Annotated in this window: 26 protein-coding genes; 11 read left to right on the top strand and 15 right to left on the bottom strand. The window is 72.7% G+C overall.

Annotated features, from left to right (window positions below):
* The first annotated feature begins 54 nt into the window (after positions 1 to 54).
* The 8 genes from ACE1OC_RS42130 (at position 55) to ACE1OC_RS42095 (ending at position 6,985) form a co-directional block, all read left to right on the top strand.
* Positions 55 to 648: an L-2-amino-thiazoline-4-carboxylic acid hydrolase gene (locus ACE1OC_RS42130; RefSeq protein ID WP_407841958.1), complete on the top strand. Its 594-nt coding sequence runs from the start codon at positions 55 to 57 to the stop codon at positions 646 to 648.
* Complete coding sequence (locus ACE1OC_RS42125; protein WP_407841957.1) at positions 645 to 2,282, top strand: AMP-binding protein; 1,638 nt, start codon at positions 645 to 647, stop codon at positions 2,280 to 2,282. The genes ACE1OC_RS42130 and ACE1OC_RS42125 overlap by 4 nt, the downstream gene beginning before the upstream one ends.
* Complete coding sequence (locus ACE1OC_RS42120) at positions 2,279 to 3,370, top strand: hypothetical protein (RefSeq protein ID WP_407841956.1); 1,092 nt, start codon at positions 2,279 to 2,281, stop codon at positions 3,368 to 3,370. The genes ACE1OC_RS42125 and ACE1OC_RS42120 overlap by 4 nt, the downstream gene beginning before the upstream one ends.
* Positions 3,371 to 3,387: 17 nt before the next feature.
* Complete coding sequence (locus ACE1OC_RS42115; RefSeq protein ID WP_250745333.1) at positions 3,388 to 4,278, top strand: diiron oxygenase; 891 nt, start codon at positions 3,388 to 3,390, stop codon at positions 4,276 to 4,278.
* A complete protein-coding gene (locus ACE1OC_RS42110) occupies positions 4,275 to 4,520 on the top strand; it encodes an acyl carrier protein (RefSeq protein WP_389690550.1) in 246 nt (81 codons plus the stop codon). Before ACE1OC_RS42115 ends, ACE1OC_RS42110 begins: the two co-directional genes overlap by 4 nt.
* A 13-nt stretch (positions 4,521 to 4,533) precedes the next feature.
* Positions 4,534 to 5,394 (top strand): aminoacyl--tRNA ligase-related protein, encoded by an 861-nt coding sequence (locus ACE1OC_RS42105; RefSeq protein ID WP_407841955.1) that lies wholly within the window; start codon positions 4,534 to 4,536, stop codon positions 5,392 to 5,394.
* Positions 5,391 to 6,131 (top strand): 4'-phosphopantetheinyl transferase family protein, encoded by a 741-nt coding sequence (locus tag ACE1OC_RS42100; RefSeq protein WP_407841954.1) that lies wholly within the window; start codon positions 5,391 to 5,393, stop codon positions 6,129 to 6,131. Before ACE1OC_RS42105 ends, ACE1OC_RS42100 begins: the two co-directional genes overlap by 4 nt.
* 65 nt (positions 6,132 to 6,196) lie before the next feature.
* A complete protein-coding gene (locus ACE1OC_RS42095; protein WP_407841953.1) occupies positions 6,197 to 6,985 on the top strand; it encodes an MBL fold metallo-hydrolase in 789 nt (262 codons plus the stop codon).
* Positions 6,986 to 7,066: 81 nt separating this feature from the next.
* Here ACE1OC_RS42095 and fabI read toward each other — a convergent pair whose 3' ends face one another.
* The 4 genes from fabI to ACE1OC_RS42075 all read right to left on the bottom strand — a co-directional run bounded on the left by fabI (position 7,067) and on the right by ACE1OC_RS42075 (position 11,537).
* Positions 7,067 to 7,912, bottom strand: coding sequence for an enoyl-ACP reductase FabI (gene fabI / locus ACE1OC_RS42090; protein ID WP_407841952.1), 846 nt, complete (start codon positions 7,910 to 7,912; stop codon positions 7,067 to 7,069).
* 4 nt (positions 7,913 to 7,916) lie between these two features.
* A complete protein-coding gene (locus ACE1OC_RS42085; protein WP_407841951.1) occupies positions 7,917 to 8,621 on the bottom strand; it encodes a 3-oxoacyl-ACP reductase family protein in 705 nt (234 codons plus the stop codon).
* Between the two features lie 48 nt (positions 8,622 to 8,669).
* On the bottom strand, positions 8,670 to 9,194 hold the full coding sequence (locus ACE1OC_RS42080; RefSeq protein ID WP_407841950.1) for an SgcJ/EcaC family oxidoreductase: 525 nt from the start codon (positions 9,192 to 9,194) through the stop codon (positions 8,670 to 8,672).
* A 123-nt stretch (positions 9,195 to 9,317) separates the two neighbouring features.
* On the bottom strand, positions 9,318 to 11,537 hold the full coding sequence (locus tag ACE1OC_RS42075) for a molybdopterin-dependent oxidoreductase (protein ID WP_407842053.1): 2,220 nt from the start codon (positions 11,535 to 11,537) through the stop codon (positions 9,318 to 9,320).
* 351 nt (positions 11,538 to 11,888) lie between these two features.
* Here ACE1OC_RS42075 and ACE1OC_RS42070 point away from each other — a divergent pair, with 351 nt between their 5' ends.
* A complete protein-coding gene (locus ACE1OC_RS42070; protein WP_407841949.1) occupies positions 11,889 to 12,527 on the top strand; it encodes a GNAT family N-acetyltransferase in 639 nt (212 codons plus the stop codon).
* Here the strand turns inward: ACE1OC_RS42070 and ACE1OC_RS42065 are convergent.
* Entirely contained in the window at positions 12,521 to 13,291 is a 771-nt protein-coding gene (locus tag ACE1OC_RS42065; protein WP_407841948.1) for a MerR family transcriptional regulator, read from the bottom strand. The two genes, ACE1OC_RS42070 and ACE1OC_RS42065, sit on opposite strands and share 7 nt — an antisense overlap.
* A gap of 392 nt (positions 13,292 to 13,683) precedes the next feature.
* Here ACE1OC_RS42065 and ACE1OC_RS42060 point away from each other — a divergent pair, with 392 nt between their 5' ends.
* Positions 13,684 to 14,910, top strand: a complete 1,227-nt coding sequence (locus ACE1OC_RS42060; protein WP_407841947.1) for a serine hydrolase domain-containing protein — start codon at positions 13,684 to 13,686, stop codon at positions 14,908 to 14,910.
* Positions 14,911 to 14,918: 8 nt separating this feature from the next.
* On the opposite strand, the gene ACE1OC_RS42055 is transcribed toward ACE1OC_RS42060, so the two are convergent.
* Together ACE1OC_RS42055 and ACE1OC_RS42050 are read right to left on the bottom strand one after the other, a co-directional pair.
* The gene (locus ACE1OC_RS42055) at positions 14,919 to 15,707 is read right to left on the bottom strand and encodes an aminoglycoside N(3)-acetyltransferase (RefSeq protein WP_407841946.1); all 789 of its coding nucleotides are present in this window, start codon (positions 15,705 to 15,707) and stop codon (positions 14,919 to 14,921) included.
* A 73-nt stretch (positions 15,708 to 15,780) separates the two neighbouring features.
* On the bottom strand, positions 15,781 to 16,659 hold the full coding sequence (locus ACE1OC_RS42050) for a hypothetical protein (RefSeq protein WP_407841945.1): 879 nt from the start codon (positions 16,657 to 16,659) through the stop codon (positions 15,781 to 15,783).
* A gap of 51 nt (positions 16,660 to 16,710) precedes the next feature.
* Between ACE1OC_RS42050 and ACE1OC_RS42045 the strand changes: the two genes are divergently transcribed.
* Positions 16,711 to 18,498, top strand: a complete 1,788-nt coding sequence (locus tag ACE1OC_RS42045; RefSeq protein WP_407841944.1) for a trypsin-like serine peptidase — start codon at positions 16,711 to 16,713, stop codon at positions 18,496 to 18,498.
* Positions 18,499 to 18,577: 79 nt separating this feature from the next.
* Here the strand turns inward: ACE1OC_RS42045 and ACE1OC_RS42040 are convergent, their stop codons facing one another.
* The 8 genes from ACE1OC_RS42040 to ACE1OC_RS42005 form a co-directional block, all read right to left on the bottom strand.
* Entirely contained in the window at positions 18,578 to 18,826 is a 249-nt protein-coding gene (locus ACE1OC_RS42040) for a hypothetical protein (RefSeq protein ID WP_407841943.1), read from the bottom strand.
* A 30-nt stretch (positions 18,827 to 18,856) separates the two neighbouring features.
* Positions 18,857 to 21,334 (bottom strand): class III lanthionine synthetase LanKC, encoded by a 2,478-nt coding sequence (gene lanKC / locus ACE1OC_RS42035; protein ID WP_407841942.1) that lies wholly within the window; start codon positions 21,332 to 21,334, stop codon positions 18,857 to 18,859.
* A 32-nt stretch (positions 21,335 to 21,366) separates the two neighbouring features.
* Positions 21,367 to 23,010 (bottom strand): daptide biosynthesis intramembrane metalloprotease, encoded by a 1,644-nt coding sequence (mpaP, locus tag ACE1OC_RS42030; protein WP_407841941.1) that lies wholly within the window; start codon positions 23,008 to 23,010, stop codon positions 21,367 to 21,369.
* Between the two features lie 101 nt (positions 23,011 to 23,111).
* A complete protein-coding gene (locus ACE1OC_RS42025; protein ID WP_382978085.1) occupies positions 23,112 to 23,852 on the bottom strand; it encodes an ABC transporter permease in 741 nt (246 codons plus the stop codon).
* Positions 23,845 to 24,639, bottom strand: a complete 795-nt coding sequence (locus ACE1OC_RS42020; RefSeq protein ID WP_407841940.1) for an ABC transporter ATP-binding protein — start codon at positions 24,637 to 24,639, stop codon at positions 23,845 to 23,847. The genes ACE1OC_RS42025 and ACE1OC_RS42020 overlap by 8 nt, the downstream gene beginning before the upstream one ends.
* A gap of 141 nt (positions 24,640 to 24,780) precedes the next feature.
* On the bottom strand, positions 24,781 to 24,930 hold the full coding sequence (locus tag ACE1OC_RS42015; protein ID WP_250744242.1) for a daptide-type RiPP: 150 nt from the start codon (positions 24,928 to 24,930) through the stop codon (positions 24,781 to 24,783).
* 55 nt (positions 24,931 to 24,985) lie between these two features.
* Positions 24,986 to 25,132 carry a daptide-type RiPP gene (locus ACE1OC_RS42010; RefSeq protein WP_243336478.1) on the bottom strand — a complete coding sequence of 49 codons (147 nt, stop codon included), beginning with the start codon at positions 25,130 to 25,132 and terminating at the stop codon, positions 24,986 to 24,988.
* Positions 25,133 to 25,197: 65 nt separating this feature from the next.
* Positions 25,198 to 25,344 (bottom strand): daptide-type RiPP, encoded by a 147-nt coding sequence (locus ACE1OC_RS42005; RefSeq protein WP_254387522.1) that lies wholly within the window; start codon positions 25,342 to 25,344, stop codon positions 25,198 to 25,200.
* Positions 25,345 to 25,409 lie beyond the last annotated feature (65 nt).

Raw genomic sequence — 25,409 nt, 5'->3', positions numbered from 1 at the left:
ACCGACCGCACTCCCACCCGCTCCCACCGCTCCCACCCGAAGGACGAGGACACCGTGACCAGTTCCGCCTCCCAGGCACCCGGACCGGCGGGCCCCGGCGAGCCCTCCGCCGACCTGCTGCGCCAGTTCTGGTGGCTGCACGACGCCCGCTGGTACCAGGGGGTCGCGCGGCGGTTCGGCCAGGACGCGGCGAACGAGGTCAACGCGGAGGCGATGCAGTTCGTCACCCGCCGGATCGCCTCCGCCTACGCACGGGAAGAGGGGCTGGGCCCGGGGCTCTCCGCCGCCGAGCTGGCCACCGCGCTGACCGGCATCTCGGAGCTGATGACCGGGGACGCCGTGGAGGCCTCCAACAAGGTCACCGGCGAGGAGTCCTTCGAGACGGCGGTCACCCGCAACTTCGCCCTGGAGATGCTCGCGCGCGCCGGGACGCTGGAGGGCTACGAGTGCCCGTGCCCGCAGATGCGGGCGGGCTGGTTCGAGGGGCTGAAGACGGAGGTCAGCGACCACCGCGTGGAGTGCCTGCGCACCGGCGGCTCCGCCTGCCGCTTCCGTACGAGCACGGCGTCCGACGCGGCCGCCGCCACCGATGCCGCCACCGCTGCCACTGCCGCCACCCCCACCGTCCCCGGGAAGGAGACTCCGTGACCACGCCCGGCTCCGGCGCCCCCGCCGCGTACGTCACCAGCGCCATCGAGCAGTTCGCCGCCCGCGGCGAGCACATCGCGCTGATCCACGGCGAGCGGTCCATGACCTTCGCCGAGCTGCTGTCCCTGGCCTACCGGACGGCCCGGGTCCTGCGGGACGCGGGCCTGGGCCGCGGGGACCGGCTCGTGCTGCTGGCCGCCAACCCGATCGAGATGTCGGCGGTGGGCCTGGCCGCGCACCTGCTCGGCATCAGCTACACCCCGGTGTACGCGGCGGGCGGCGAGCAGGTGGCCGAGCACATCCTGCGCGACGCCGCCCCCGCGGCCGTGATCCTCGCCTGCGCCGGGCCGATCCTGCCGGGGCCCCGCATGGCCGAACTCGCCCGCGCCGCCGGGGTGAAGCTGCTGTTCGGCCTGGGCCCCGTCGCGGACCCGGACGTGACCGACCTGCTCGCGGCGGCCGCCGCCCGGTCGGACGCCCCGCTGCCGGTGGCGGCCCGCGAGGACGACGTCGCCCGGGTGCTGTACACCGGCGGCACCACCGGCCTGCCCAAGGGGGTCGTGTACACCTTCGGCGCGCTGACCGCGGCCGCCGGCGCCTGGGCGGGCGCGGCCCCGCCGCCGGGGCTGCGGTTCCTGGCCATGACCCCGATGGCGCACGCCGCGGGTGCGATCGCCTGCGGCCTGCTGCGCCACCACGTGAGCGTCGAGCTGTTCGACGAGTTCGACCCGGAGGCGCTGCTGGTGCGCATCGCCGAGGCCTCCGCCGAGCAGCGGCCGGTCACCACGTACCTCTACCCGCCGTACCTGTACCGGCTGCTGGACCACCCCGGCCTGGCGGACACCGACCTCTCCGGGCTCGCGGCCGTGACCTACGGCAGCGCGCCCGTGACCCCGCACCGGCTCGCCCAGGCGGTCCGCAGCCTCGGCCCCCGGCTGCGGCAGAGCTACGCCCTGACCGAGGCCATCGCGATCACCAGTCTGGGTCCCGAGGACCACGCGGCGGCCGCCGCGTCGCGGCCCGAGCTGTTCGGCTCGGTCGGCCGCGCGGTGCCCGGGGTGTCCCTCCGGGTCACGGGCGGGGACGGCCGCGCACTGGGGCCCCGTACGGAAGGAGCCGTCGAGGTGTCCGGGCCCACCGTGATGGCGGGCTACTGGCAGCGGCCCGACCTGAGCGGAGAGGTGCTGCGGGACGGGTGGCTGAGCACCGGCGACCTCGGGGTGATCGACGAGGACGGCTACCTGTACCTGACCGGGCGGGCGAAGGACCTGGTCATCGTGGACGGGACCAACTGCTATCCGCAGGCCGTCGAGAACGTGCTGACGGCCCATCCGGACATCCGGCGCGCCGCCGTCATCGGGGTGCCCGACCCGCGCACGGGCGAGGCCCTGGTCGCCGTCTGTGTTTCCCGGGAGGAGCCGTGGCAGGAAGGCCGTCCCGGCCTCGTGGAAGAACTGAGCGCGTCGGTGCGCGGCGCCCTGGGCGCGGCGCACGTGCCCGGACGGTTCGAGTTCGTCAGGGACATCCCCACGGCCTCGTACGGAAAGCCCGACAAGGCGGCGCTGCGGGCCCGCTTCTCGCCCCTGACCCCGCCGAACCTGACAAGCCTGACGTCCTCCGGGAGCAACGGATGAACATCGAAGCCAAACCGTGGACCCGTCCCGCCGCGCCGCGGGGCCTGGAGGGCTGGCTCGAATCCCTCCGCGACCTGCTGGTGATCCCGCCGGAACTGCGCGACGAGTGGGTGGAGCGCGACGCCGCGCTCGAACTGCTCCAGTGCGGGCCGGAGATCCTCGACGAGCTGCTGCGCAGCGGCCTGCCGCACGGCGGGACACCGGGGGCGGAGCGCTTCGACCGCTTCGACCTGGTGAACCTCGCGCTCTACTCAGGCTCCGGGACCTCCGTGCCCGAGAAGACGATGCGCTACGCCCTGCGCTGGATGCACGCCGATCCCGAGGCGCTGTTCCGGCCCCAGCGCTGGAACTACTCCGTCGCGCTGACCCCGCCGGCCTCCCACGGCCAGGGCGAACCGGAGCGCACCGAATGGAACCTGGCCACGCCCCACCCGGAGCTGAGCGGCGGCTGGACGGAGTCCCTGTCGATCGGTCCCGAGGGTGCCTCGCTCGGGGAGAAGGACATCACCGCGAGCGGCACGTCCGGGCTGACCGCCTCTGGGGTGCTCGTGACCTCCGGGGAGCGGCGGGAGATCGTCTCGGAGGAGCTGCGCGCGATCGTGACCTCGTACGGCCCCGACCGGTTCCGCTGGGGCCGGATGCCCGAGGAACTCCAGTGGCGCAAGGACGAGGTGCTGGCCCAGGGCTACGCCCCGTGCATCTCCGTCTGCCTGGAGCTGGCCGAGCGGTGCCGGGAGGCCGGCTTCGAGGCCCGTACCCGGCGCGGCTGGATCATGGGGATGCTCGACCTCGCCCATTCGTGGCTGGAGGTCGTGGACGAGGACGGACTGGTCAAGAACGTGGACCCGGCCTTCGTCATCCTGGCCGACCACCACGCCGAGGCCCCGCACCCGGACATCGCGGAGGCCTTCACCGGCTCGCTGCTGAACCGGCTGCTGCCCACCGAACACCATGCGGACGAACCGGTGAACGGGTACCGCCGCGGCGGCCTGTTCGCCCACCCGCGCCACCAGACCGACATCCAGCTCTCGGCGGAGCAGCCCGCTCCGCGCGAGACGGCCGGGGCCGGCAACGGCTCCGGCAACTGAGAGAGGAAAAGGATCCGATGAGCACGCCCGTGCTGCAGGCCGACGCGCAGTTGCAGTCCATACTCGACCGGCTCGTGTCGATGTCCGAGCGCGACCACTACGACCCGTACACGATGTTCGACTGGCCCGAGACGCTGCCCGAGGACCAGTACTGGATGACTCCGGAGCTCCTGTCCATCCACGGGACCAAGGTGGCCGAGTCGTTCACCGAGGAGCAGAAGTGGGCGATCAGCAAGTGGGAGAGCGTCAACTTCTACAGCCTGAACGTCGACGGCATCCGTGAGCTGATCACCGAGATCATCGCGCGGATCCACACGAAGGACTTCGCCCTCTCCTCCGAGTACTTCCACCACATGATCGGCGAGGAGAACTCGCACATGTGGTTCTTCGCCCGGTTCTGCCTGCTCTACGGCGGCAAGGTCTACCCGGACAAGGGCGTCCAGCTGGAGATGAAGTCCGAGGGCGAGTCCGCCCACTTCCTCGTCTTCGCGCGGCTCCTGCTCTTCGAAGAGGTCGTCGACTTCTTCAACAAGCGGATGGGCGACGACGACCGGCTGCACCCCACGATCCGCAAGATCAACGCGATCCACCACCAGGACGAGTCCCGGCACGTCGCCTTCGGCCGGCAGATCGTCTCGCACCTGCACCGTCAGCTGCGGGAGAAGCTGAGCACGGAGGAGCTGGCCGAGCTGGAGCTGTACCTCAAGCGGTACCTGCGCAAGTCCGTGGACGGCCTGGTGAACCCGGCGGCCTTCAAGGACGCGGGCATCCCGAACCCCTACCAGGTGCGCAACGAGGTGCTGGCCGACCCGGCCTTCCACGAGCTGGAGCGCAAGATGCTCAAGCGCTCGATGAGCTTCCTCGTGAACGAGGGCATCTTCACCGACGACGTTCTGCCGCGCTCATGAGCACCGTGACCGGCTTCGACGCCGTGATCCAGTACCTGCTGACCAAGCGGCCGGACCTGACCTCGATCGATCCGGACCTCGACCTGGTCGAGAACCGGATCCTCGACTCCCTCGGCTTCGTCAACTTCCTCTACGTGCTGGAGGAGCAGACGGGTGAAGAGATCTTGATGGAGAACGTCACCCCGTCGGATTTTCGTACGATCAATTCGATTCGAAAGAGGTTCTTCCATGAGTCTGCGTAGCCCAGGGAGTTCGGTGAGCACGTCGGAGGCGGGCCGTAGCCCCTCGACGCGCGGCGGTCTCGCCACCCTCGGGCCGGGTGCGCTGAGGCTCCGGGCCACGCTGGAAGGCGTGTTCACCGGCTGGGCGGCCGAGGTCGGCGCCGACGCGGTGCAGTACCCGCCCCTGATGCGGGTCGAGGACCTGCACCGGCTGGACTACTTCCAGAACTTCCCGCAGCTGGCGATCCTGGGAGCGGCCCTCACGGAGGAGGCCGCTCCGGAGTACGCGACGGGCGCCCCGCGAGAGGCCTCGCTCCCCGCCGGGCACCTCACCGAGGCCTCGTACGCGCTGCCTTCGGCGGCCTGCTACAACGTCTACCTCGATCTGGCGGGCCGCACGCTGACGGACGGTCCCCACAAGGTGACCACCGTGGCCACCTGTTTCCGCCGCGAGACGCACTACGACGCGCTGCGCCGGCTGCTGGGCTTCAGCATGCGGGAGATCGTGTGCGTCGGCACCCGGGACGAGGTCCTGGCCCACCTGGAGCTGTTCCGGAAGAAGATCACGGGCTACCTGTCGGAGCTCGGGCTGCCGGTCGAGATCGAGGCCGCCACCGACCCGTTCTTCGACGCGAGCGCCGGACGCGCGCTGATGGCCCAGCTCTTCCCGGTGAAGGAGGAGTTCGTCTTCGACGGCTCGCTGGCCATCGGCTCGCTCAACTTCCACCGCAACTTCTTCGGCGAGCGCTGCGAGATCCGCACCGCGGACGGCGAGCCCGCCTTCACCGGGTGCGTGGCCTTCGGCCTGGAGCGCTGGATCAGCGCGCTCACCTCGCACTTCGGCCTGACCGAGGACGAGCTGGCCGACCGGGTGCTGGCGGCCGGCCGGCCGTGACGCGGAGCGGATCGGACGGGTCGGCGGCGGTCGTGGCCGCCCCGGCGGGGCGGGTCTCCGCGGCGGGGCAGCTCGCCTCGGCGGGGCGGATCGTCCCGGCCGGGCAGGTCGCCGCGGGCCCCGGTGTCGTGCGTGCCTGGTGGGCCGACGGGCGCGGTCTGCCGGCCGGCGCGGTGGCGGAGCTGGCCGCCGCCGCGCTGGCCCCGCAGGAGCGCTCCCGGTACGACGCCGTCTCCGATCCCCTGGGCCGGGCCGAGTTCGTCCTCGCCCGGTACGTGCTGCGCAGTGTGCTGGGGCGGATGCTCGGGCGGCCGCCCGCCCGCGTGGGCCTCGCCCTGGACCGGGCCGGACGGCCGTGGGTGACGGACGCCCCGGGGGTGGACGTGAGCATCGCGCACGCCGCGGGCCTGGTCGCCGTCGCCGTGGGCAGCGGGCTCGTGCCCGGGACCCGGATCGGTGTGGACGTCGAGGAGGTCCGTACGGTCCCCCGGGCCGGGGACCTGGCCCGGCGGCTGTTCTCCCCCGCCGAACGCGCCCGCCTGGGCCGGGCCTCCGGCCGGGCCGGGGACCTGCTGTGGCTGGACGTCTGGACCAGGCGGGAGGCGTACGTGAAGGCCGTGGGCACCGGAGTGCGCTCCCTGGCCGGGGCTCCGGACCAGGACGTCGGCCACCTCTGGCACCCACTGCGGCTGCCGCGGGGATTCACCGGGGGCCTGGTGGTCGTCGAACCCGGCTGACCGGCCCGCTCCCTCCTCTCTTTCCCATCCCACCGTTCGAGTCGCACTTTCCAAGGAGCAGTTCCATGACTGAGAACACCGCCGCACAGCTCGCCGTCACCGCGGTGGGCGGCCCCACCGTGGTCATCGACCTGGGCGGGCTGCGGTTCGTGACGGACCCGACCTTCGACGGCGCCGGTTCCTCCTACGAGATGGGCCCGGTCGCCCTCCACAAGCTGGCCGGCCCGGCGCTCACCACCGACCAGCTGGGCCCGGTCGCGGCCGTCCTGCTGTCGCACGACCAGCACCCCGACAACCTCGACGGGGCCGGGCGCGCCTTCCTCAAGGAGGTCGCGCTGGTGCTCACCACCGAGCAGTCCGCGGAGCGCGTCGGCGGTACCGGGCTGGCGCCGTGGGCCGAGCACGTACTGGAGCGCCCGGACGGCGGCCGCCTCGTGGTCACCGCCGTCCCGGCGCAGCACGGTCCGGCCGGGACCGAGCCGATGCTCGGCGCCGTCACCGGCTTCCTGTTGAGCGGCGAGGGCCTGCCGACCGTGTACGTCAGCGGCGACAACGTCTCCCTGGAGCCGGTGCGGGCCCTGGCGGAGCGCCTCGGCGGGGCCGGCGTCGACCTGGCGGTGCTGCACGTGGGCGCGGCGCAGCTCGCCCCGTTCGGCCCGACGCTGCTCTCGCTGACCTCCGAGCAGGCGGTGGAGGTGGCCGAGCTGCTGGGCGCCCGCAAGGTGCTCGCCGTGCACCAGGACGGCTGGCAGCACTTCACGGAGGGTCAGGACACCGTCAGCGCCGCCTTCGAGAAGGCGGGTTCGGGCCAGCGCCTGGTGGTTCCGGAGGCGGGCAGCAGCTTCGCGCTCTGACCCGCGGGTCGGGGAAGGGGTGGTGCCCCGGGCCGCGCGTGCGGCCCGGGGCACCACCCCTTTCGTGCTGCGGTCCTGTGGTCAGGCGCCCATCGCGTGGTGTCCCCCGTCGACGTGGACGATGTCGCCCGTGGTCGCCGGGAACCAGTCGGAGAGCAGCGCGGCGCAGGCCCGTGCCGTGGACTCCGTCTCGGTGATGTTCCAGCCCAGCGGTGCCTTGGCCGCCCAGTCGTCCTGGGTGCGGGCCAGGCCCGGGATGGCCTTCCCTGCGGTGGTCCGCAGGGGGCCGGCCGCCACCAGGTTCGACCTGATGCCGAGCGGGCCCGCCTCCCTCGCGAGGTAGCGGTTGGCGGACTCCAGGGAGGCCTTGGCAACGCCCATCCAGTCGTAGCCCGACCAGGCCTTCGTGGCGTCGAAGGTGAGTCCGACCACCGAGCCGCCGCGGCCCATGAGCGGCAGCAGCGCCTTGGCGAGGGAGACGTAGGAATAGGCGGAGGTGTGGACGGCGGTGGCCACGTCCTCCCAGGGTGCGGTGAGGAATCCGCCGAGGCAGCTCGGCGGGGCGAAGGCGATGGAGTGCAGTACTCCGTCGACCCCGCCGAGGTGCTCGCCCACCAGCTCCGGGAGGCGGGCGAGGTGCCCGGGGTCGGTCACGTCCAGTTCCACGACCGGCGGCTTCTCGGGCAGCCTGCGGGAGACCAGTTCGACCAGGGACAGCCGGCCGTATCCGGTGAGGACGATCCGGGCGCCCTGTTCCTGGGCGATCCGGGCGGCCGCGAACGCGATCGACCGTTCGGTGATCACTCCGGTGATGACGATCCGCTTGCCGGCGAGCAGGCCGCCGGTGGCGGGAGGCGCGGTGACGGGTAGTTCGGTGACGGGCAGTTCGGTGACGGGAGACCCAGTGACGGGAGGTGTCGTGGTCATGGGATCAGTGCCCCATTCCCAGGCCGCCGTCCACGGGCACGACCGCGCCCGTGACGTAGCCGGCCCGTTCCCCCGCGAGCCAGGCCACGGTGTCGGCCACGTCCTCGGGCCGGCCCGCCCGTCCCGCCGGGATCTCCGCCAGGTGCGTGCTCTTGCGGGTTCCGGACAGGGCGGCGGTCATGTCGGTCTCGATCAGGCCGGGCGCCACCACGTTCACGGTGATGCCGGACGTCGCGACCTCGCGGGCGAGCGAGCGCGCCATGCCGACCATGCCCGCCTTGCTGGCGGCGTAGTTGACCTGGCCCTGGTTCCCGCGCAGTCCGGCGACGGAGGACACGAAGACGATCCGCCCCCACCGGCCGCGCAGCATTTTGGGCAGGGCCCGCCGGGCACAGCGCCAGCCGCCGGTGAGATTGGTGTCGATGACCCGGGAGAATTGCTCTTCCTGCATCCGCAGCATGGGCCGGTCCTCGGTGATACCGGCATTGGATACGAGAATCTCCACCGGGCCCAGTTCGGCCTCGACCGCAGCGAATGCGGCGTCGATCTGTTCCGGGTCGGACACATCACAGCGAACGGCGAGGAACTTGCCGTCCGGCGGTTCGCTGCGGTAGGTGACGGCAACCCGGTCACCACGTCCGAGGAATTCCTCGGCAATGGCCAACCCGATTCCCCTGTTTCCTCCCGTGACCAGCACCGTGCGTGGCAACGAAACTCTCCGTTCCTCTCGATTTCCTCGCGACAGCCCGCTCGGTGATCAGCCCTGAATGGTGGTGCTCTGGAATTCCTTCATGTAGTAGGCATTGCCGACGCGGACCGCCGTCCAGGAGACGATGATGCGCTGCCCGATCGGCACCTGCTCCGGCTCGGTGTAGGTGTCACCGGGCTTGAGCAGCCCGCCGAGCCCGTCGATCACGGCCGTGGAGCTGGACAGGCAGCGCACGGTGAGCGGCTTGCCGATCATCCGGGTGCCGGCGAGGGGACCGGCGAAGGCGCCCTGGTAGAAGGACTGGATCGCGGTCCGGCTGTCGAGGTAGGCACCGTTGCTCGGAATCATGTGCCCGTCCGTCGTGAACTGGGCGGCGACTCCGGCAGCGTCCCCGTTGTTCCAGGCGGCGAAAAGCCGGTGCGGGACATCGGTGATGGCGGTCTGCGTCGGAGAACACACCGGACCGGACAGGGAATCCTGCACGGGCTCTTCGACGGCGTTCGCCGCGGTGGCCACTCCGGCGAGCAGCATCAGGGAAACGGCGGGAATCGCAATGCGACGGGCAAGGCTCACGAAATCTCCATTGACTGGCGATCGGAAGTTCTTGGCCAGTCTAGGGACGCTCGGGATGTCTGAAAAGTTTTCCCTCGGCGCGATCAGGAATTCAAATGACGCAGAATGCGAATCGTCCGGAATTCATCTTTCCGTTTCCACTTCGGCCATCTCCGCCTTCTCCACGCGCACGGGCACCCCGTTGAAGACGGCCGTGCCGGAGAGCGGGTCGACGACCGAGCTGTCGGTGAGCGCGTTCATGCTCACCCCCGGCTGGGTGGCCGCGTGGGCGAGCCGGCTGCCCTTGCGCCCGTGCCCCCAGCCGTACGGGAGGCTCAGCACGCCCGCGCGCAGCCGGTCGGTGGGCTCCACCGGCACCACCACCTCGCCGCTCCGGCCCGTGACCCGGACCAGGTCTCCGGCGGTGACGCCCAGCCGCTCGGCGTCCCCCGTGCTGATCTCCAGGGCGCAGCGGTTGGTCCCGCCGGACAGGGTCGCGATGTTGTGCGACCAGCTGTTGACGGACTTCAACTGGCGGCGGGAGATGAGCACGAACCCGCCGTCGTCCAGCTCCCGCATCCGTGCGTCGAGCCGCGGCAGGTCCTCGGTGATGGCGGGCGGGCACAGTTCCACCAGGCCGGAGGCGGTCATCACGACCTCCTTGCGGCGGGGCCGCAGCGGCCCGAGGTCGATGCCGTTCGGGGTCGCCTTGAGCAGGGCCAGGTTCAGGCCGTCGGGACGCTTGCCGAACAGGTCGCCGGCGGGTCCCAGGCGGAGCATCAGGTCGAGCCGCCGCTCCAGTGCGTTGTCCCCGGTCAGTTCCCGCTTGAGTGCGGCCGGTTCTCGCCCGTGCAGGGGCGCCCCGGGGCGGCCGGAGGCGGCCCTCAGGGTCAGGTCGGTCAGCGTCTCGTCCACGCTGCCCGGGTCCCCGTCCGCGCTCTTGCCCGAGGCGATCAGGACCAGCCGGGCGAGGATCTCCGCCTCGCTGGGGCGCCCGGGCGCCAGGGCCCGTACGGGCGGGGAGAAGCGGGCGTTGCGGCGGACGGAACGGCCGGCCAGGACCACGTCGTAGTGGGGTGATTCCAGGGCGCTCGGCGGCGGCAGGATGACGGACGCGTGGCGGGTGGTCTCGTTCAGGTAGGGGTCGACGCAGACCATGAAGTCCAGGCCGGGCAGGGCCCGGTCCAGCCGCTCGCCCTGCGGCGAGGCGAGGACCAGGTTCCCGGCGATGCACAGCAGGGCCCGTACCTGCCCCTCGCCGGGGGTTTCGATCTCGTCCGCGAGGGTCGCGGTGGGAAGCTCGCCGCCTGCTTCCGGCAGTCCGCGGACCCTGCTGTGCCAGCGTCCGGTGCGGAACGGCTCGGCGGGGCGGCGGGTGGCGTGCGGGGCCTCGCCGAAGAGCACTCCGCCGGGGCGGTCGAAGTTCCCGGTGATGATGTTGACCACGTCCACCAGCCAGCTGGTGAGCGTGCCGAACTCCGTGGTGCAGGTGCCCAGTCGTCCGTACACGGCGGCCGTCGGCGCCGCGGCCAGTTCGCGCGCGAGCGTGCGGATGGTGCCCGCGGGGACCCCGCAGGCGTCCGCGACGTCTTCCGCGGCGAACCCCTTCACCTGGACGGCCAGCTCGTCGTAGCCGGCGAAGCCGGAGCCGGGGTCGGTCGCCAGACCCTCGTCGAACAGCGTGTGCGCGATGCCGAGCAGCAGCAGGGCGTCGGTGCCCGGGCGGATCGGGACGTGTTCGTCCGCGAGGTCCGCGGTGCGGGTGCGGCGCGGATCGACGACGACGAGGCGCCCGCCGCGCGCCCGCAGCGCCTTGAGGCGGCCCGGCAGGTCGGCGACGGTCCACAGGCTGCCGTTGGACTCCATGGGGTTGGCGCCCAGGACCAGCAGGTGGTCGGTGCGGTCGATGTCCGGCAGCGGGAAGGCGAGCGGGTCTCCGTACATCCATCCGCAGGCCACGCTCTTGGGCATGGTGTCGAGGGTGGTGGAGGAGTAGATGTTGCGCGTGCCGAGCCGTTCGCGCAGGACCAGCATGTAGAGCGGCAGGGCCAGCGTGTGGATGACCGGGTTGCCCATGTAGAGGGCCACGGCGTCCTTGCCGTGCTGCTCGCTCACCCCCCGCAGGCCGCGCTCGACGGCGGCGAAGGCCTCGGCCCATCCCACCTCGTCGAAACCGCCGTCGGGGCGGCGCACCAGCGGGGCGGTCAGCCGGTCGGGGTCGCTGTCGAAGCGGCCCAGGGAGGCGCCCTTCGGGCAGAGGTACCCCTTGCTGAAGACGTCGTCCCGGTTCCCCTTGACGCGGGTGACGACCTCGTCCGACAGGGTGATGCTCAACCCGCACGTCGCCTCGCACAACGGGCACACCCGTGTCGCCGTTCGCTCCAACACCGGCCGCCCCCACACCACTTGATCAACTGAGCGCAGTGTAGCCACGGGGGCCCGGGCTGTCCCGCGTTCTATCGCCCGTGGAGGCCGACGGCCGGGCGCGGGACACCGTGCCGGGGTGAGGGCGGGGGCGAGGGGGCCGCAGCCGGCGAGGAGCTCCTCGCGGGTCGCGGCGGTGTAGGGGAAGTTCCGTACGAAGCCCAGGGGGCTGGGGTCCGAGGGCTGCGGCCAGGGCCGCGAAGGAGGAGCCCTCGGAGAGGTGGCCGTGCAGGGCTCCGGTGCCGCCGAATTCGCGCGACACGGCGGGGACGGCTCTGGAACGCTGCGGCCATGACCTCCGTACTCGATGGACCGGTCCTGGACGGCGCGCTCGTACGCCTGGAGCCGCTGGAGCACCGCCACGCGGCGGACCTGGCCGTGGCGGCCGAAGAGGACCGCAGCCCCTACCGGTTCACCTGGGTGCCCACCGCGGACCGGGTCGGGGCGTACATCGACGCCCAGCTCGCCCGTCGCGACGCGGGCAAGCTGGCCCCGTACGCGCAGGTGGAGCGGGCATCGGGGCGGGCGGTCGGGGCCACCGCCTTCTGGGACCCCCGGCCGTGGCCGACGACCGGGGAGGGCTTGTTCGCGATCGAGGTCGGCTACACCTGGCTCGCGGCTTCGGCACTGGGTTCGGGGCTGAACACCGAGGCCAAGTACCTGCTGTTCCGGCACGCGTTCGAGAACTGGGGCGTGGCCCGGCTCGACCTGAAGACGGACGCCCGCAACGGCCGTTCGCGCGCCGCGATCGAGGGCGTCGGCGCACGCTTCGAGGGCGTGCTCCGCAACTGGTCCCGCTCGTGGGTCCCGGGCGAGGAGGGTCTGCTCCGCGACTCCGCGATGTATTCGGTCACCGCGGCGGAATGGCCCGACTGCCGCAAGCTCCTGGAGGGGCGGCTCGCGGGGGTGCCGGCGCGCGGGCGTCACTGACGCGGGACCGCGATGCCCGCCGCGCGCAGTTTCGCCTCGACCAGTGCGTTCAACCGGGCGATGGACGGTGACTCCCGGTGGTGGTTGACCACCGCGTACCGGGAGGCGCCGTCGGACCGGCTCCCGAACCCGCTCGGGACGGCCAGCAGCGCGCGGTCGGCCAGCAGTCGGTCGGCCAGCGCGGACGCAAGCTCCTCGATCCGCGGGTCGCGGGGATCCCAGGACCTCGCATCCCAGCCGCGCTTGGTCAGCTCGACGGATTCGGGGTCGCTGAGCGCATGTTCGAGCCGGGTCAGGAAGCTGTCGAAGATCTCCGGGACCAGCGCCCCGGCCAGTACCAGGGCTTCCCGTTGACCGGCCACGTAGTCGGGGCCGAAGCCGAGTTCGTCGAGTCGTTCCAGAACCGCGCAGGCCCGGTCGGGCAGCAGGGCCCGGTCGCCGTGGGCGAGCCGGTGCAGCCTGTCGCGGCGCGCGGTCAGGTCTTCGATCCGTTCGGTGAGCCGGTGGCGGACGTCATCCAGGGTGGCGGCGAACGTCTCGGGATCGGTGTCGAGCAGGTCGCCGATCTCGGCCAACGGCACGCCGGCCGCGGCCAGGGTCCGGACCTGGACCAGCCGGAACAGCTCACCCGATCGGTAACGGCGGTAGCCGGAAGCGTCGCGTTCCGGCTCGGCGACCAGACCGAGCCGGTGATAGTGCCGCACGGTCTTGATGGTGACACCGGCGAACGCCGCCGCCTGTCCGATCGTGAGTCCGTCTGCCATCGGCTCGGCACACCTCCGGTTCGTGGGCGGCAGCGGCCCCGCGGACCGCTCCGGCGACGCCCGGGACGTCCGGGCGGTCACCGGGGCGAGGATAGCGCCGCAGTGGGTTGACCTTGACCCTGGGTCAAGGCTGCAGGCTCTCCGTACGGCCCTTCCGAGGGGCCGGGCGTACCCCTAGGGCCTGTCGTCAGAATCCCGTCGTCGCCCGAAGGGCGGCCGCGCGGCGTCTGGTGCGTGCTCTCGGCGTGCCGGGCGGAAGCCCGCGTACTGGACGTACTCGGCTTCCGTCCGGTGCGGCGAGAGCGCGTGCCAGGCGTCGCGCGGCAGACGGGAGTTTGACGACAGGCCCTAGGGCCGCCGCGGAAACCCACACCGTGAACAGGGGATTCATCATGGCAACGAGCAACAACGGCTTCTCCGACGCGGGGCTGCGCCGACTGCGCGAGGTGCTGGCACGGCACGTCGAGTCCCAGAAGATTCCGGGCCTCGTCGCGCTGGTCGGCCGCGGCGGCCAGACACACGTCGAGGCGATCGGGACGATGCGTCACGACGGTGGCGCCCCGATGCGCCGGGACACGATCTTCCGGATGGCGTCCGCGTCCAAACCGGTCACGATGGCGGCGGCGATGATCCTGCTCGACGAGTGCCGGCTGCGGCTGGACGACCCGGTGGACCCGTGGCTGCCCGAACTCGCCGACCGGCAGGTGCTGAAGCGGCCCGACGGACCGCTGGACGACACCGTGCCGGCACAGCGGCCGATCACCGTACGGGACCTGCTGACCTCCGCCTTCGGCCTCGGAGTGGACTTCGAGTCGATGGCTTCCCCGATCCGGGCCGCGACCTTCGAGCGCCTCGACTACAGCGTGGCATCCGGTCCGGCGCCCGAGCCGGACGAGTGGATGCGGCGCCTCGGCGAGCTGCCGCTGCAGTACCAGCCCGGGGTGCGGTGGCAGTACGACCTCAGCAACGAGGTGGTCGGTGTGCTCGTCTCCAGGGTCACGGGACGGTCGTTGGAAGCGTTCCTGCGCGAACGCGTCCTCGATCCGCTGGGGATGAAGGACACCGCCTTCCACGCGCCCGCACACAAGATCGACCGGCTGCCGCCCCTGTACGGGCCCGACCCGCAGAGCGGCGAGTTCGTCGTGTGGGACGAAGCGGCAGGCGGCAGGGCGAGCGAGCCTCCCGCGTTCCAGGGCGCCGGCGGCGGGCTGGTCTCCACCGCCGACGACTACCACGCCTACTTCCGGATGCTGCTGAACCACGGGATGCACGGGAGCGAGCGGATCCTGTCCCGCGCCGCCGTCGAGCTGATGACCACCAACCGTCTCTCGCCCGGGCAACTGGCCGCCCGGGAAGCCATGTTCTCCCACGTCGCCCACCTGTCGTCCGGCCAGGGCTCGGCCGGCGGCTGGGGATTCGGGATGTCGGTGCGCACCCATCGCGCCGACTACGCCCCCACCGGCCAGTTCGGCTGGTTCGGCGGTACGGGCACCAGCGCCTACGCGGACAGGACCAACCAGCTCACCGGAGTCCTGCTCACGCAGGTCGGACTGTCCACCCCGGATGCGCCGCGCGCCATGAGCGACTTCTGGACCACGCTCTACCAGGCCATCGACTGACGACGAGCTCACGGCCGGTGCGCGGCCAGCCAGCCCTCGGCGTAGGCCACGGCCTCGGCCAGGTCGAACAGTCGGGCCTCCGCGCCGCCCACCCTGCCCCGTACCACCGGGCGGTCCTTCTGGAAGGCCGCGCCCAGGTCCTCGAAGTCGTCCGAGGAGACGGGCGTGTCGCGGACCGTGGTCCAGCGGCGGCCCTGCGTGGTCAGGAGGGCGAAGGAGTTGTCCTCCAGCGGCCCCGGAACCCGGTACTCGGCCAGGTGGAAGGCCGTGCAGGAGTCGAAGCCCGCGCCCAGCAGCAGGATCCGCGCCCCGGCCTCCTCCAACCGGGCGAGCGGGCTGCGCTCGCCGAGCCGGCAGTCCGGCGCGTGGCCGTCCGTGAGCGTGGCGGCGCGCGGCCCGAGCGCGGCGAAGGAGGTCTGCGGATGGCCGCTGCGGACGGCCCCGGGCCAGGTGCGGACGGCCTCCGGGACGGCGCCCATGCCGCGGGTGGGCGTGGTGCGCGCGTCGAAGGGCGGCATCGTGGCACGGATGTCCGCCCACCAAGCCTCGGGCACCGGCGGGTTCGCCCACTGCGCCGGATCGGAGTTGTCGCCCGAGTGCGTCGGCACCACCAGGGTCCCCGCGTCACCGAGGACGTCGAGCAGCGCCGTGACCACCGTGGCGGCGCCGCCGCAGACCCAGCCGAGCGAGCTGAGTGAGGAGTGTACGAGGAGGGTTTCGCCGGGGCGCAGACCGAGCCCGCGCAGCTCGGCGGCGAGCGAAGCGCGCGTACACAGGGGGCCGGCCTGAAGGTTCATGGACACAAGGAGTCAGTGTCGGGGGCCCCGCTCCCCCGCACCACCGCATTGCCGGACGCCGGGCCGGATCCCGTCACCGGGGGCGCCGGCGGCGCCGGGCCACGGCGTAGGCCACCACGCCTACGGCGGCCAGGGCGGCGGCCGTGCCCGCCGGCCAGGGCGTGCGCCCCGGAGCCGGTTCGGCGGCCCGGTCCCGGCATGCGGGGCGGTCCGGGTCGGCGGAACCCGCCACCCGGTAGCGGGCCCAGACCTCGTCGCCGCCTGCCCAGCGGACCTCGTACAGCCCCGGCCCGGCATCGCAGCGGATCGTCGCGGCGGCCGTCACGACCGCCTTGGCCCCGCGCATGACGGCCCGGCCGGTGAACCCGGGCGAGGTGAGGGTGTCGCCGTACCCCGCCGACGCGTCCGAGGCCGTCGGCGTCACCGCCTCGCCGGGCCGGAACGTCCGTACGTCCCAGGGCGACTGCGGCCAGGAGCGGCCGGCGGGCCAGTGCTCCTCCGGCTGTTCGGGGGGAAGGGCCGCGACCTTCGCGGGGCAGGCCGCGCGCTCGGCCGCGCCGATGTCGGCGACCTCGACGCTCACCCAGGGCTCGCCCCGGGCCCCTTCCGGGGGCCCGTCGGGGCCGGTCTGCCGGACCGGGTAGACACCCGGAGGGGTGTCGCAGGCCACGGTGGCCACGGCGGTGATGACCGGATCGTTCATCCTCAGCGTCCCGGGTTCGACGAAGATCTCGGAGACCACCCGGTTGCCGTTCTTCCCCGGCAGCGAGGCGGGGAGGGTGAACGTGAGCCGCTCCCCGGGGCTCGCGGACAGCCGGGCCCCGGCGGCCGGCGGGGTGGACTGCGGGGTGGGCCGATCCGCCGTCCGGGCCGCGAACGCGGTTCCCGCCGACGCCATCAGGAGCAGCGCCAGCGCGGCGACCCCGGCCGCAGCGGTCTTCGTCCCGCCCATGTGATCTCTTTTCTGTCTACCGACGATCTTGTCGTACGGACAGGGGGTTCTTTGAGATCCAGATGGTTCACCGCCTTCGCCGTCACCGTGATGGCGGCCGCACCCCCGCCCCCGCCGTCGTCCTCCGCCAGGGTCGTCGTCGAAGAGGCGTACTGGACGGCCGAGCGGATGGCCGCCGCCGTGCCCGTCGACGAAGCGCGGGGCCGGAGTACGGACGGCGGGCCGGCCGGCCCGCAGAGCAGGACCCGGTCCGCCGCTCCGTCCGGCACCCCGACCGGCACCTACTTCGACGGCATGCCGATGGTGGGGACCTTCTTCTACCGGGCATCCAAGGTCGGCAACGCCGACACCTCCTGCACCGGCAGCGTGGTCCGCAGCGCCGGCAAGAACATGGTGCTCACGGCGGGGCACTGCGCGGACGGCATGGCCGGGCCGACGCACCACGCCGTCTTCGTGCCGCAGTACCGCCACGGCAGAGCGGCCCGCGCCCAGCCGTTCGGGATCTTCCCGGTCAAGACCAACGGCGTGTACACGGACCCCCGCTACGCGTCGGACGGCAAGGCCGCCGTCTCCGACCTGGACCTCGCCTTCGTCCTGGTCGAGCCGAACGCCAAGGGCAGCGTCGAGAAGGTCACGGGGGCGCTGACCTTCACGCCGGGCAGCACCTACGAGCACCGCGTCACCGTCGTCGGCTACCCGTCCGCCTCCGGCGTCAACCCGAAGCACAAGGCCATCCGCTGCGACGTGCCCACCACCCGGCTGGGCGGCTTCCGCCAGATGCGGATGCTGTGCAAGGGCTTCTACGGCGGCGTGTCCGGCGGCCCCTGGATCAAGGACTACGACGCGGCGAGCCGCACCGGCAAGGTCGTCGGGAACACCGGCGGCCACCACGGCGGCGGCAACGACTCCTGGGTGACGTACGCGCCGGTGTACGGCAAGGACGCGCAGGACCTGTACGACGACGCCAACGCCGGTCGCGACCCGGGCGCCCTCACCCGGCCGCCGTACCGGGGTTCCGCGGACGGCCCCCTGCTGCCGGGTCCCGGTGACCTGTGGACCCATGCCCGGCAGATCGCCTCCGGCGACTTCACCGGCAGCGGCCGCAGCAGCCTGCTCGTCGTCTGGACCGACGGGGAGGTGACCCTCTTCCCGGGTGACGGGAAAGGCGGCTTCCTGCCCGAGCGCCGGCTCGCGGCGCCGAACGCGGGCTGGAAGCCGGTCGCCACCCTCACCGCCGGCGACTTCACCGGCTCGAACCAGTTCGACCTCATGGTCCGCTGGAAGGACGGCCGGATGACCCTGCACGGAGACGTCGGCTCCAACGGCCTGGGATCCGTCACCGAGATGGCCCCCTCCGGATCCGTCTGGAAGTACGCCACCCAGATCGCCGCCGGACGTTTCCACGCGGCCACCTACGTCACCGACCTCATGGTCCGCTGGTCCGACGGCGAACTCGGCCTCTACACCGACGTCGGCGCCGGCACCCTCGGCCGGGAGCACAGGCTCAAGAACCCCAACGACGCCTGGAAGGGCGCCGCCCTGCTCACCTCCGGGCAGTTCTCCGGCAACCGGAAGTGGGACCTCATGGTCCGCTGGTCCACCGGCGCGCTCAAGAACTACGTCGGCACCACCACCGCGGGCCTGGGCGGCGAGCGGACCCTCCACGGCCCCCACGGCACCTGGACCCACAGCGTGCTCATGACCACCGGTCGGTACACCGGTGACGGCCTCGCCAACGACCTGATCATCCGGTGGAGCGACGGCGAGACCACGATGTACAAGGACACCCGCGCCGGCGGTCTCGGCACCGAGCGCATGCTCGTCCCGCCGCGGACCTGACCGGGCCCCGACGGGGACGTGCACCCGCAGGCCGCTTGTGGGGGAAGTGCGAGCGGCCTGCGGGTGGTCGGGGGGCGGGTCAGCCGCGGATCCAGCCGGTGAAGGCGGGGGCCGACAGCGCGGTGTCCAGGGTTTCCAGCACCGCCGGGGCGCGGGTGCCGTCCGGGGCGGTCAGGGACAGGGTCGCGGAACGGGTGGTCATCGAGAGGGGAACCACCGTCCACGACGCGGGAAGGCAGGACACGAGGCGTACGGCCGTGGTCTCGGGGGCCGCCGAGGACGGGGCGTCCTGCGTCATGCTGATGCTGACCGTCAGGTGGGTGGGCATGCGGGGCTCCGTACGTGGGTGGGATCGGGTTCAGCCGGCGGCCGGGACCGCGGCCGGGGCCGGGGCGGGCAGGTAGGGCAGGACGGCCGTGCGGGGCGCGGTCAGCGCCGCCAGGACGCCGGCGGAGCCGGTGGCCAGGTCCGTGGACAGGCGCAGCAGGTGGTCGCCGAGGAAGCCGGTGGCGTACGGGTCGTTCTCGTGGGCCACCGCGAACGGTTCGAGGCCGGACCGGAGCTCGGCGAGCGCCCGCGCGGTGGCCGCCGAGCCGTCGTCCGTGCAGCTCAGGGCGGCGAGCGCGCCGGCGCGGCCGGTGAACAGGCCGCAGGCCGGGTGGAACTGGGACGTCAGGTCGGTCAGCAGCGCGTCGTGGACGGCCGTCAGGTACGGGTCCCGGTGCGCGGCGAGGTAGTGGTGGACGGCGATGGCCTGCCCGGCTCCGCCGTGGGCGAGCTGAACCCGGTGCCAGGGGGTGGGCAGTGGCTGCCGGGACAGTTCGAGGTCGTGTACGAGGGCCACGCGCGCGGCGTCGTCACGGCCGGCGGCGAGCAGGAAGAGGGCCTCGCCGCTGGCTCCGCGGAGCAGGCCGGGGCGTTCCTCCAGGGTGGGGCTGTTGACGAGGGCGGCGGCGAGTTCGCGGGCGGCCGTGTCCTCGCCGAGGTGCAGCAGGGCCAGGCCGAGGCCGGCGATGCCGCCGGAGAGGCTGCGGTCGGGGCTGCCGTCGCGCAGGGTGGCGGTGGGCAGCAGGCCGTGGGCCCGGTCGAGGAGGGCTGCGGCCTCGTCGGTGCGCCCGAAGTCGTGCAGGACGCAGGCGATGCCGGCCAGTCCGTCGTAGAGGCCCGGCCGCGGACCGGTGACGGCGCGGGCGGCGTCGGCCAGCCAGTCGAGGTGGGCCTCGGGGACGGTGATCCCGGCTCCGCGCAGGGCCCACAGGACCCCGGCTGCTCCGTTGGCGATGTTGAGGCCGCCGTCGCCGTGCAGGAACTGGTCGGCGTCGCCGGGAAAGAGGCGGTCCGTGCGCTCGGGGGTGGCGCAGGTCAGGATGCCGGTGGCGATGCGCTCGGGGGTGGCCAGCGGGCCGCCGGCGGGCGCCGGGGCGTGTCCGAGGTCGGCTCGGACCTGGTCGGCGTACCCCTCGGGCACCGGGAAGAAGGCGGCGATCTGCGCGAGGAGGTCCTCGGAGCGGTGGCGGGTGAAGGACATCACCGGGGTCAGCGGCAGGAACAGGCTCAGGCGCAGGCAGCCCAGGGCGTAGCGGTCGACGGCGGTGCCGGTGGTGCCGGCGGGGGCGCAGAAGCCTGGGGCGCCGATGGCCTGGCCGGTGTGGCCCTCGATGGGGAGGGTGGTCTCCAGGTCGATGAAGGCGACGGTGCCGTCGGGGCGGATCAGGACGTTGTTGGGGTGCAGGTCGCCGAAGACCAGGCCGCGTGCGTGCATGGCGGTGACGGCGGCCTCGATGCGGTCGAGGACGTCCAGGGCCCAGGCGGTGTACTCGGCCACGGGCATGGCGGTGTCGCGGGCGGTGACCGGGTGGAGCATCGGGTTGCGTTCGGCGGTCTCCTTGGTCAGGGCGTTGCCGTCGACGAACTCCCGGGTCAGGAACCAGTGTTCGGCGCCGCGGCGCCAGTCCAGGACCCGCGGGAACCAGGGCAGTCCGTCGAGGGCGACCATCGCGTCGTGCTCGCGGCGCAGCCGCTCCACGGCGTCGGCTCCGGCGTCGTCGAGGCCGGCGTGCGGGCGGCCCTCCTTGACCAGGACCTCGCGTCCGTCGCGGGTGTCCGTGGCGCGGTAGACGCCGCCGCCGTTGGAGAAGTGCAGGGCCTGGGTGATCTTGAAGGGGAAGTCCCCGAGGGAGCCGCCGCGGCTCCGTTCGGCCAGCGCCCGCACCACGCACGGCGGCAGCTCCAGCCAGGCCGGCGGGCGGAAGGAGGGGCCGCGCACGTCGGGGACGAGGTTGCCCTCGGGGTCCTCGATGCAGGGCACGGGGGCGCCGTTCGGGCCGGGGCCCAGCTTCAGCTTGAAGCCTCCGTAGCGCAGGTACAGGGGGCCCGCTCCCCAGCGCAGGTCGCTGAGGACGGCCGGTCCCGGGCGGCCTTCGAGGAGGGCGTCGAGCTCCGTGAGCACGGTCTCCAGCTCCGCCTCGTCGCGGGGGTAGAGGGTGATGAACTTGCCGCTGCTGCCCCGGTCCCCGTACTTGCTGTTGCGCAGCATCAGCATCGAGGGGCTGGTGAGGAACTTGAAGAGCAGGGAGCGGGAGGTGCAGTACGCGCTCACGATGTCGAGGACCTCGGGGGCCGTCCGCTCGGTCGCCGATACGTGGATCTTCCAGCCCTGGCCGGGGAGTTCGAGTCCCGGCGGGGTCAGGACGGTCCACTCCCCCATCGGCTCACGGGTCCACCCGGCGGGGGCCTCGGCGGTGGCCGCCGGGAAGGCGTCGGCGCCGGTGATCGCGGCCGGACGGTCGTAGAAGGGGGTGCCGGGCGGGCAGTGGGCAACGTGTCGCAGGGACATGGCGGGCCTCCGTGGGCGGCGGACGGGAGAAGTCAGGGGAGCAGCGGGCCGAGGTAGGAGACGGCGAACCACTTCCAGAGCGGGTGGTGGCCCGCCTGGACCTCGGCGACGCCGGTGCGGTCCGTGCCGTTCGGCGCGGGGGTGGCGGTGACGCGGTGCAGCGGGTACGCCTTCATCTCCAGCCAGGGGCGGTCACTGGCGACGGGGAGCATGGCGGTGACCGGGGCGAGGACGTCGTGGCCGGTGGGTTCGCCGAGGGTGGCGGTGCCGGTCTGCGGCCGGGAGAAGAGCCCGGAGCGGCGCAGGGTGACCGTGGTGCCCTCGGTGAGGTCGAAGCCGCCGCCGCCCCGGGGGACGAGGAGGCTGAGGCTGCCGTCGCGCTCGGTGGTGTAGCCGGCCGAGACGGTGGCGGGGATCTGTACGAGGGTGGCGGCCAGGGCCAGTCCGGCGGTGGCGAGCACTCCCGCGGCGGCGATGCGGGCGGGGCGGGCTCCGGCCTGCACGGCTTCGCGGACCAGGGTGGCGGCGCCCTTGCCGAGGCGCCACAGCAGGTAGCCGAGGGCGCAGACCATCATGCAGGAGCCGGCGATGCCGAGGCGCTGCAGGATCCCGGACCAGAGGGTCAGGGCGCTGGAGACCAGGTACAGCGGGAAGACCAGGCAGGCCAGGCCGTACGGGACGGACCAGCCGCGGCCGGGCAGTTCGCGCCGGTAGCCGCGGCCTCCGAAGACGATCCGGGCGAGGGCGCGGCGGGCGTCGGTCATGGCCTTCTCCCGCAGGTGGGAGATGTCCAGGTGGCTCATGAGGGCGAGGTAGCCGTCGAGCTTGACCAGCGGGAGCAGGTTCACCACGCAGACCATGTAGTTGACGAGGCCTACCAGCAGCAGGGTCTCGCGGGCCGGTCCGGCGGGGACGGCGAGGGCCGCGAGGGCGGCGGTGCCGGCGGCGACGGCCTGGATGGCGATGCCGGCGAGGGCGACCTGGACGCGCTGGTGCTTGCCGGGCAGCCGCCAGCCGTCGGAGACGTCGCAGAAGAACGCCGGCGACATGTAGAAGAGCATGAAGCCCATCCGGCTGGGTGTGCCGCCGTGATGGGTGAGGACCGCTCCGTGGGCCATCTCGTGGACGGCGGTGGTGGCGACCACGCCGAGCATCACGCAGGCGTACGCCCACAGGGGCATCGGGCGGGAGAGCGCCTCGCCGAGGGTGGCGCCGCTGGCGGCGAGGGCCAGGACGCCCAGCAGGACGACGGCGGCGGCCGCGCCGAGGACGAGGCGGTGGCCGAGCGGGCGGACCAGCGGGGCGAGTCGGCGCAGCATCCGCTCGGGCTTGACCAGGGTGAACTGGATGGTCAGCGGGCCCGCGAAGCGGACCCTGGCCGGCTTCTTGACGGGCCGTCCGTCTTCCAGGAGGTCGGAGTCGGCGAGGCTGCGGACCGCGCGGTCGATGTGGCCGGGGGTCCAGGGGGAGCCGAGTTCGGCGGCGAGCTGGTCGTGGTCGCGGCTTCCGTCGAGGAGGCGGACCAGCCGGGCGAGGTCCTCGCCGGTACGGAAGTGCTTGTGCTCCCCGCGCTGGATCACCCAGGGGGCGTCTTCGGTGAGCGGTTCGCGCACGGCCACGTCGTCGGCGGTGCGGGGCCGCTCCAGATCGGGTGCGAAGGCGGTTCTGGCGGACATGGTGGAAGCACCTCGGATCAAGGGGGCGATGAGGACGTGTCCGGTGGGTCGGGGCCGGACGGACCGGTTCTGCCTGGCGCGCTGGGCGTGCTGGACACGCTCTAGGCGATGTCGCGGGTGCGGACGAGGTGGCGGCCGGCGACGAAGGCGGCGGCGAGCCAGGCGGCGATGACCGCGTACGCCCAGGGCAGCGAGAGCAGGTCGGGCTTCACGTCCCGGTACACCGAGCTCATCGCGATGGTCAGGAGGTACTTGGAGACCTCGGGGACCAGCCGCTGCAGCCCGGGGTCCACCAGGAGCGTGAGGCCGATCAGGGTGGCCACGGCGCCGGTCTGGTTCCGGACGATCCAGCCGATGAGGGCGCCCCAGGGGGCGGCCAGGGTGCAGCAGGCGAACACGCCGACCAGGATGAGGGCGGTCTCGCCGTCGGCGGCGGCCTCCAGGCCGAAGGGCAGCGGGCCGAGGTAGACGCTGACGGCGCCGAGGGCGGCGGCGATCAGGCCGAAGGCGGCTCCGGCGGCGGTGGCGACGGCGAGCTTCGCGCCGAAGAGGCGGGAGCGGGAGCCGGCCAGGAGCGCGGAGCGGACCATGGTGCCGGAGGCGTAGTCCCGGGTGACGTGGACGGCGCCGAAGACGGCCGCCAGCAGGAACATCATCATCCAGGAACGGGCCACGTCCTGGCCGACGGCCAGGGACGTGGACCCGTCGGCGATGGCCTTCTCGCCTCCGGAGACGTATCCGAAGGTGGTGATCAGGCACAGCCAGGCTCCCGCGAGCGGCAGGGCCCACCAGGCGCGGCCGGTCAGGGCCTTCCGGGTTTCGCCGGCGATGAGGTTACGCACGGGAGTAGTTCCTTTCCGGGGTACGGATGCCCGCGGTGGCGGTGGCGGTGTCAGCGACGGGAACGGCGGTGGCGGCCGGGTCGACCAGCTCGAAGAAGCGGTCCTCCAGGCGGACGGCGCCGTCGCCGGTGAGGTCGTCGAGGGTGCCCGCGTAGCGCAGGGAGTGCTGCATGATCACGACGTCGTCGACGGTCTGCTCCAGCTCGGCGAGCTGGTGGCTGGAGACGATGACGGTGCGCCCGCCCAGGGCCAGGGTGCGCAGGGTGGCGCGCAGCCAGCGGATGCCGTCCGGGTCGAGGCCGTTGGCCGGCTCGTCGAGGATGAGGATCTCGGGGTCGGCGAGCAGGGCGGTGGCCAGGGCGAGCCGCTGGCGCATGCCGGTGGAGCAGCCCTTGACCGGGCGGTCGGCGGCGTAGTCGAGGCCGGTGTACTCCATGACCTGGTCGGCGCGGCCGGCGGGCAGGCCCAGCACGGTGCACCAGATGCGCAGTTCACCGCGGACGGTGGCGCCGGTGACGCCGCCCATGCCGTCCATGCTGACTCCGATGCGGTGGGCCGCGTCGGGGAGTTCGGCGTAGGGCTTGCCGAGGATGGTGGCGGTGCCGGCGGTCGGGGTGGCGAGGCCGAGCAGCATCCGCAGGGTGGTGGTCTTGCCGGCGCCGTTGCGGCCGAGGAGGCCGGTGACACGGCCGGCGCGGATGTCCACGGTCAGCGCATCGACGGCGCGCACGCCCTTGTAGATCTTGGTGAGACCGTTCAGCGAGACGGCCGGGTCGCTGCTGCTCATCGCTGCCGCGTCCTTTCCGGGGTGTGTGGGTGTTCGGTGGTGCCGAGGGCCGGGCCCCGGCCGGGGGTTTCCCGGCCGGGCCCGGTCCGCATCGATCCGTTTCTGGCGCCGCTCACTTGCGTGCGGCTCGCCGGGGCGGGATCAGGTGGCGATGGTCACCGTGGAGATCGCGATCCCGATGGACACGCCCTCCCAGAAACCGGGGGCCTCGAGGACCTCGAGCTCCTGCAGGCCCAGCTCCAGGCCGTCCTGCGCGACGACCGCCGCGTTGTCGAGGATCTGCTCGCTCATGGCTGTTCTCCTTCGTGTGTCAAGTGGTGGTGTGCTGCGCGGTGCTGAGGGTGGATCAGGTGGCGACGATGGAGACGATGGAGATGCCGACGACGACACCGCCGGTGGTCCACCAGCCCGGGGCCTCCATGACCTCGAGCTCCTGCAGACCGAGCTCCAGGTGGTTCACGTCGGCCGCGGGGGCCTCGAACTTCTCGTTCATGACTGACTCCTTCTCTGTTGGGTGTTACGGGGGGGGGGGAGCGGGTGGCGCTGATCCGGGTCGGATCAGGTCATGACCACCGAGACGAGGGAGATGCCGACGACGACGCCACCGGTCGTCCACCAGCCCGGGGCCTCCATGACCTCGAGCTCCTGGAGGCCGAGCTCCAGGTGGTTCACATCGGCGGCAACGTTCTCGAACGTGTTGTCCATGACGGTTTCCTTTCGTGGGAAGCGAGGTGGTGCGGTCCCCGCGCCGAGCCGGCGCGGAAGTCTGT

It is taken from the genome of Streptomyces stoeckheimensis, assembly GCF_045822005.1.
Lineage (GTDB): Bacteria > Actinomycetota > Actinomycetes > Streptomycetales > Streptomycetaceae > Streptomyces > Streptomyces stoeckheimensis.
This window is presented reverse-complemented; position numbering and strand designations above follow the sequence as displayed.

Bases quoted from the DNA above. Each gene is read 5' to 3' on its own strand.
- ACE1OC_RS42065 (WP_407841948.1), bottom strand. From the start codon at position 13,291: ATGGCAGACGGACTCACGATCGGACAGGCGGCGGCGTTCGCCGGTGTC.
- ACE1OC_RS42005 (WP_254387522.1), bottom strand. From the start codon at position 25,344: ATGGACAACACGTTCGAGAACGTTGCCGCCGATGTGAACCACCTGGAG.
- mpaP (WP_407841941.1), bottom strand. From the start codon at position 23,010: ATGTCCGCCAGAACCGCCTTCGCACCCGATCTGGAGCGGCCCCGCACC.
- lanKC (WP_407841942.1), bottom strand. From the start codon at position 21,334: ATGTCCCTGCGACACGTTGCCCACTGCCCGCCCGGCACCCCCTTCTAC.
- ACE1OC_RS42060 (WP_407841947.1), top strand. From the start codon at position 13,684: ATGGCAACGAGCAACAACGGCTTCTCCGACGCGGGGCTGCGCCGACTG.
- ACE1OC_RS42095 (WP_407841953.1), top strand. From the start codon at position 6,197: ATGACTGAGAACACCGCCGCACAGCTCGCCGTCACCGCGGTGGGCGGC.
- ACE1OC_RS42115 (WP_250745333.1), top strand. From the start codon at position 3,388: ATGAGCACGCCCGTGCTGCAGGCCGACGCGCAGTTGCAGTCCATACTC.
- ACE1OC_RS42040 (WP_407841943.1), bottom strand. From the start codon at position 18,826: ATGCCCACCCACCTGACGGTCAGCATCAGCATGACGCAGGACGCCCCG.
- fabI (WP_407841952.1), bottom strand. From the start codon at position 7,912: ATGACCACGACACCTCCCGTCACTGGGTCTCCCGTCACCGAACTGCCC.
- ACE1OC_RS42070 (WP_407841949.1), top strand. From the start codon at position 11,889: ATGACCTCCGTACTCGATGGACCGGTCCTGGACGGCGCGCTCGTACGC.
- ACE1OC_RS42120 (WP_407841956.1), top strand. From the start codon at position 2,279: ATGAACATCGAAGCCAAACCGTGGACCCGTCCCGCCGCGCCGCGGGGC.
- ACE1OC_RS42020 (WP_407841940.1), bottom strand. From the start codon at position 24,639: ATGAGCAGCAGCGACCCGGCCGTCTCGCTGAACGGTCTCACCAAGATC.
- ACE1OC_RS42110 (WP_389690550.1), top strand. From the start codon at position 4,275: ATGAGCACCGTGACCGGCTTCGACGCCGTGATCCAGTACCTGCTGACC.
- ACE1OC_RS42050 (WP_407841945.1), bottom strand. From the start codon at position 16,659: ATGGGCGGGACGAAGACCGCTGCGGCCGGGGTCGCCGCGCTGGCGCTG.
- ACE1OC_RS42015 (WP_250744242.1), bottom strand. From the start codon at position 24,930: ATGAGCGAGCAGATCCTCGACAACGCGGCGGTCGTCGCGCAGGACGGC.
- ACE1OC_RS42055 (WP_407841946.1), bottom strand. From the start codon at position 15,707: ATGAACCTTCAGGCCGGCCCCCTGTGTACGCGCGCTTCGCTCGCCGCC.
- ACE1OC_RS42010 (WP_243336478.1), bottom strand. From the start codon at position 25,132: ATGAACGAGAAGTTCGAGGCCCCCGCGGCCGACGTGAACCACCTGGAG.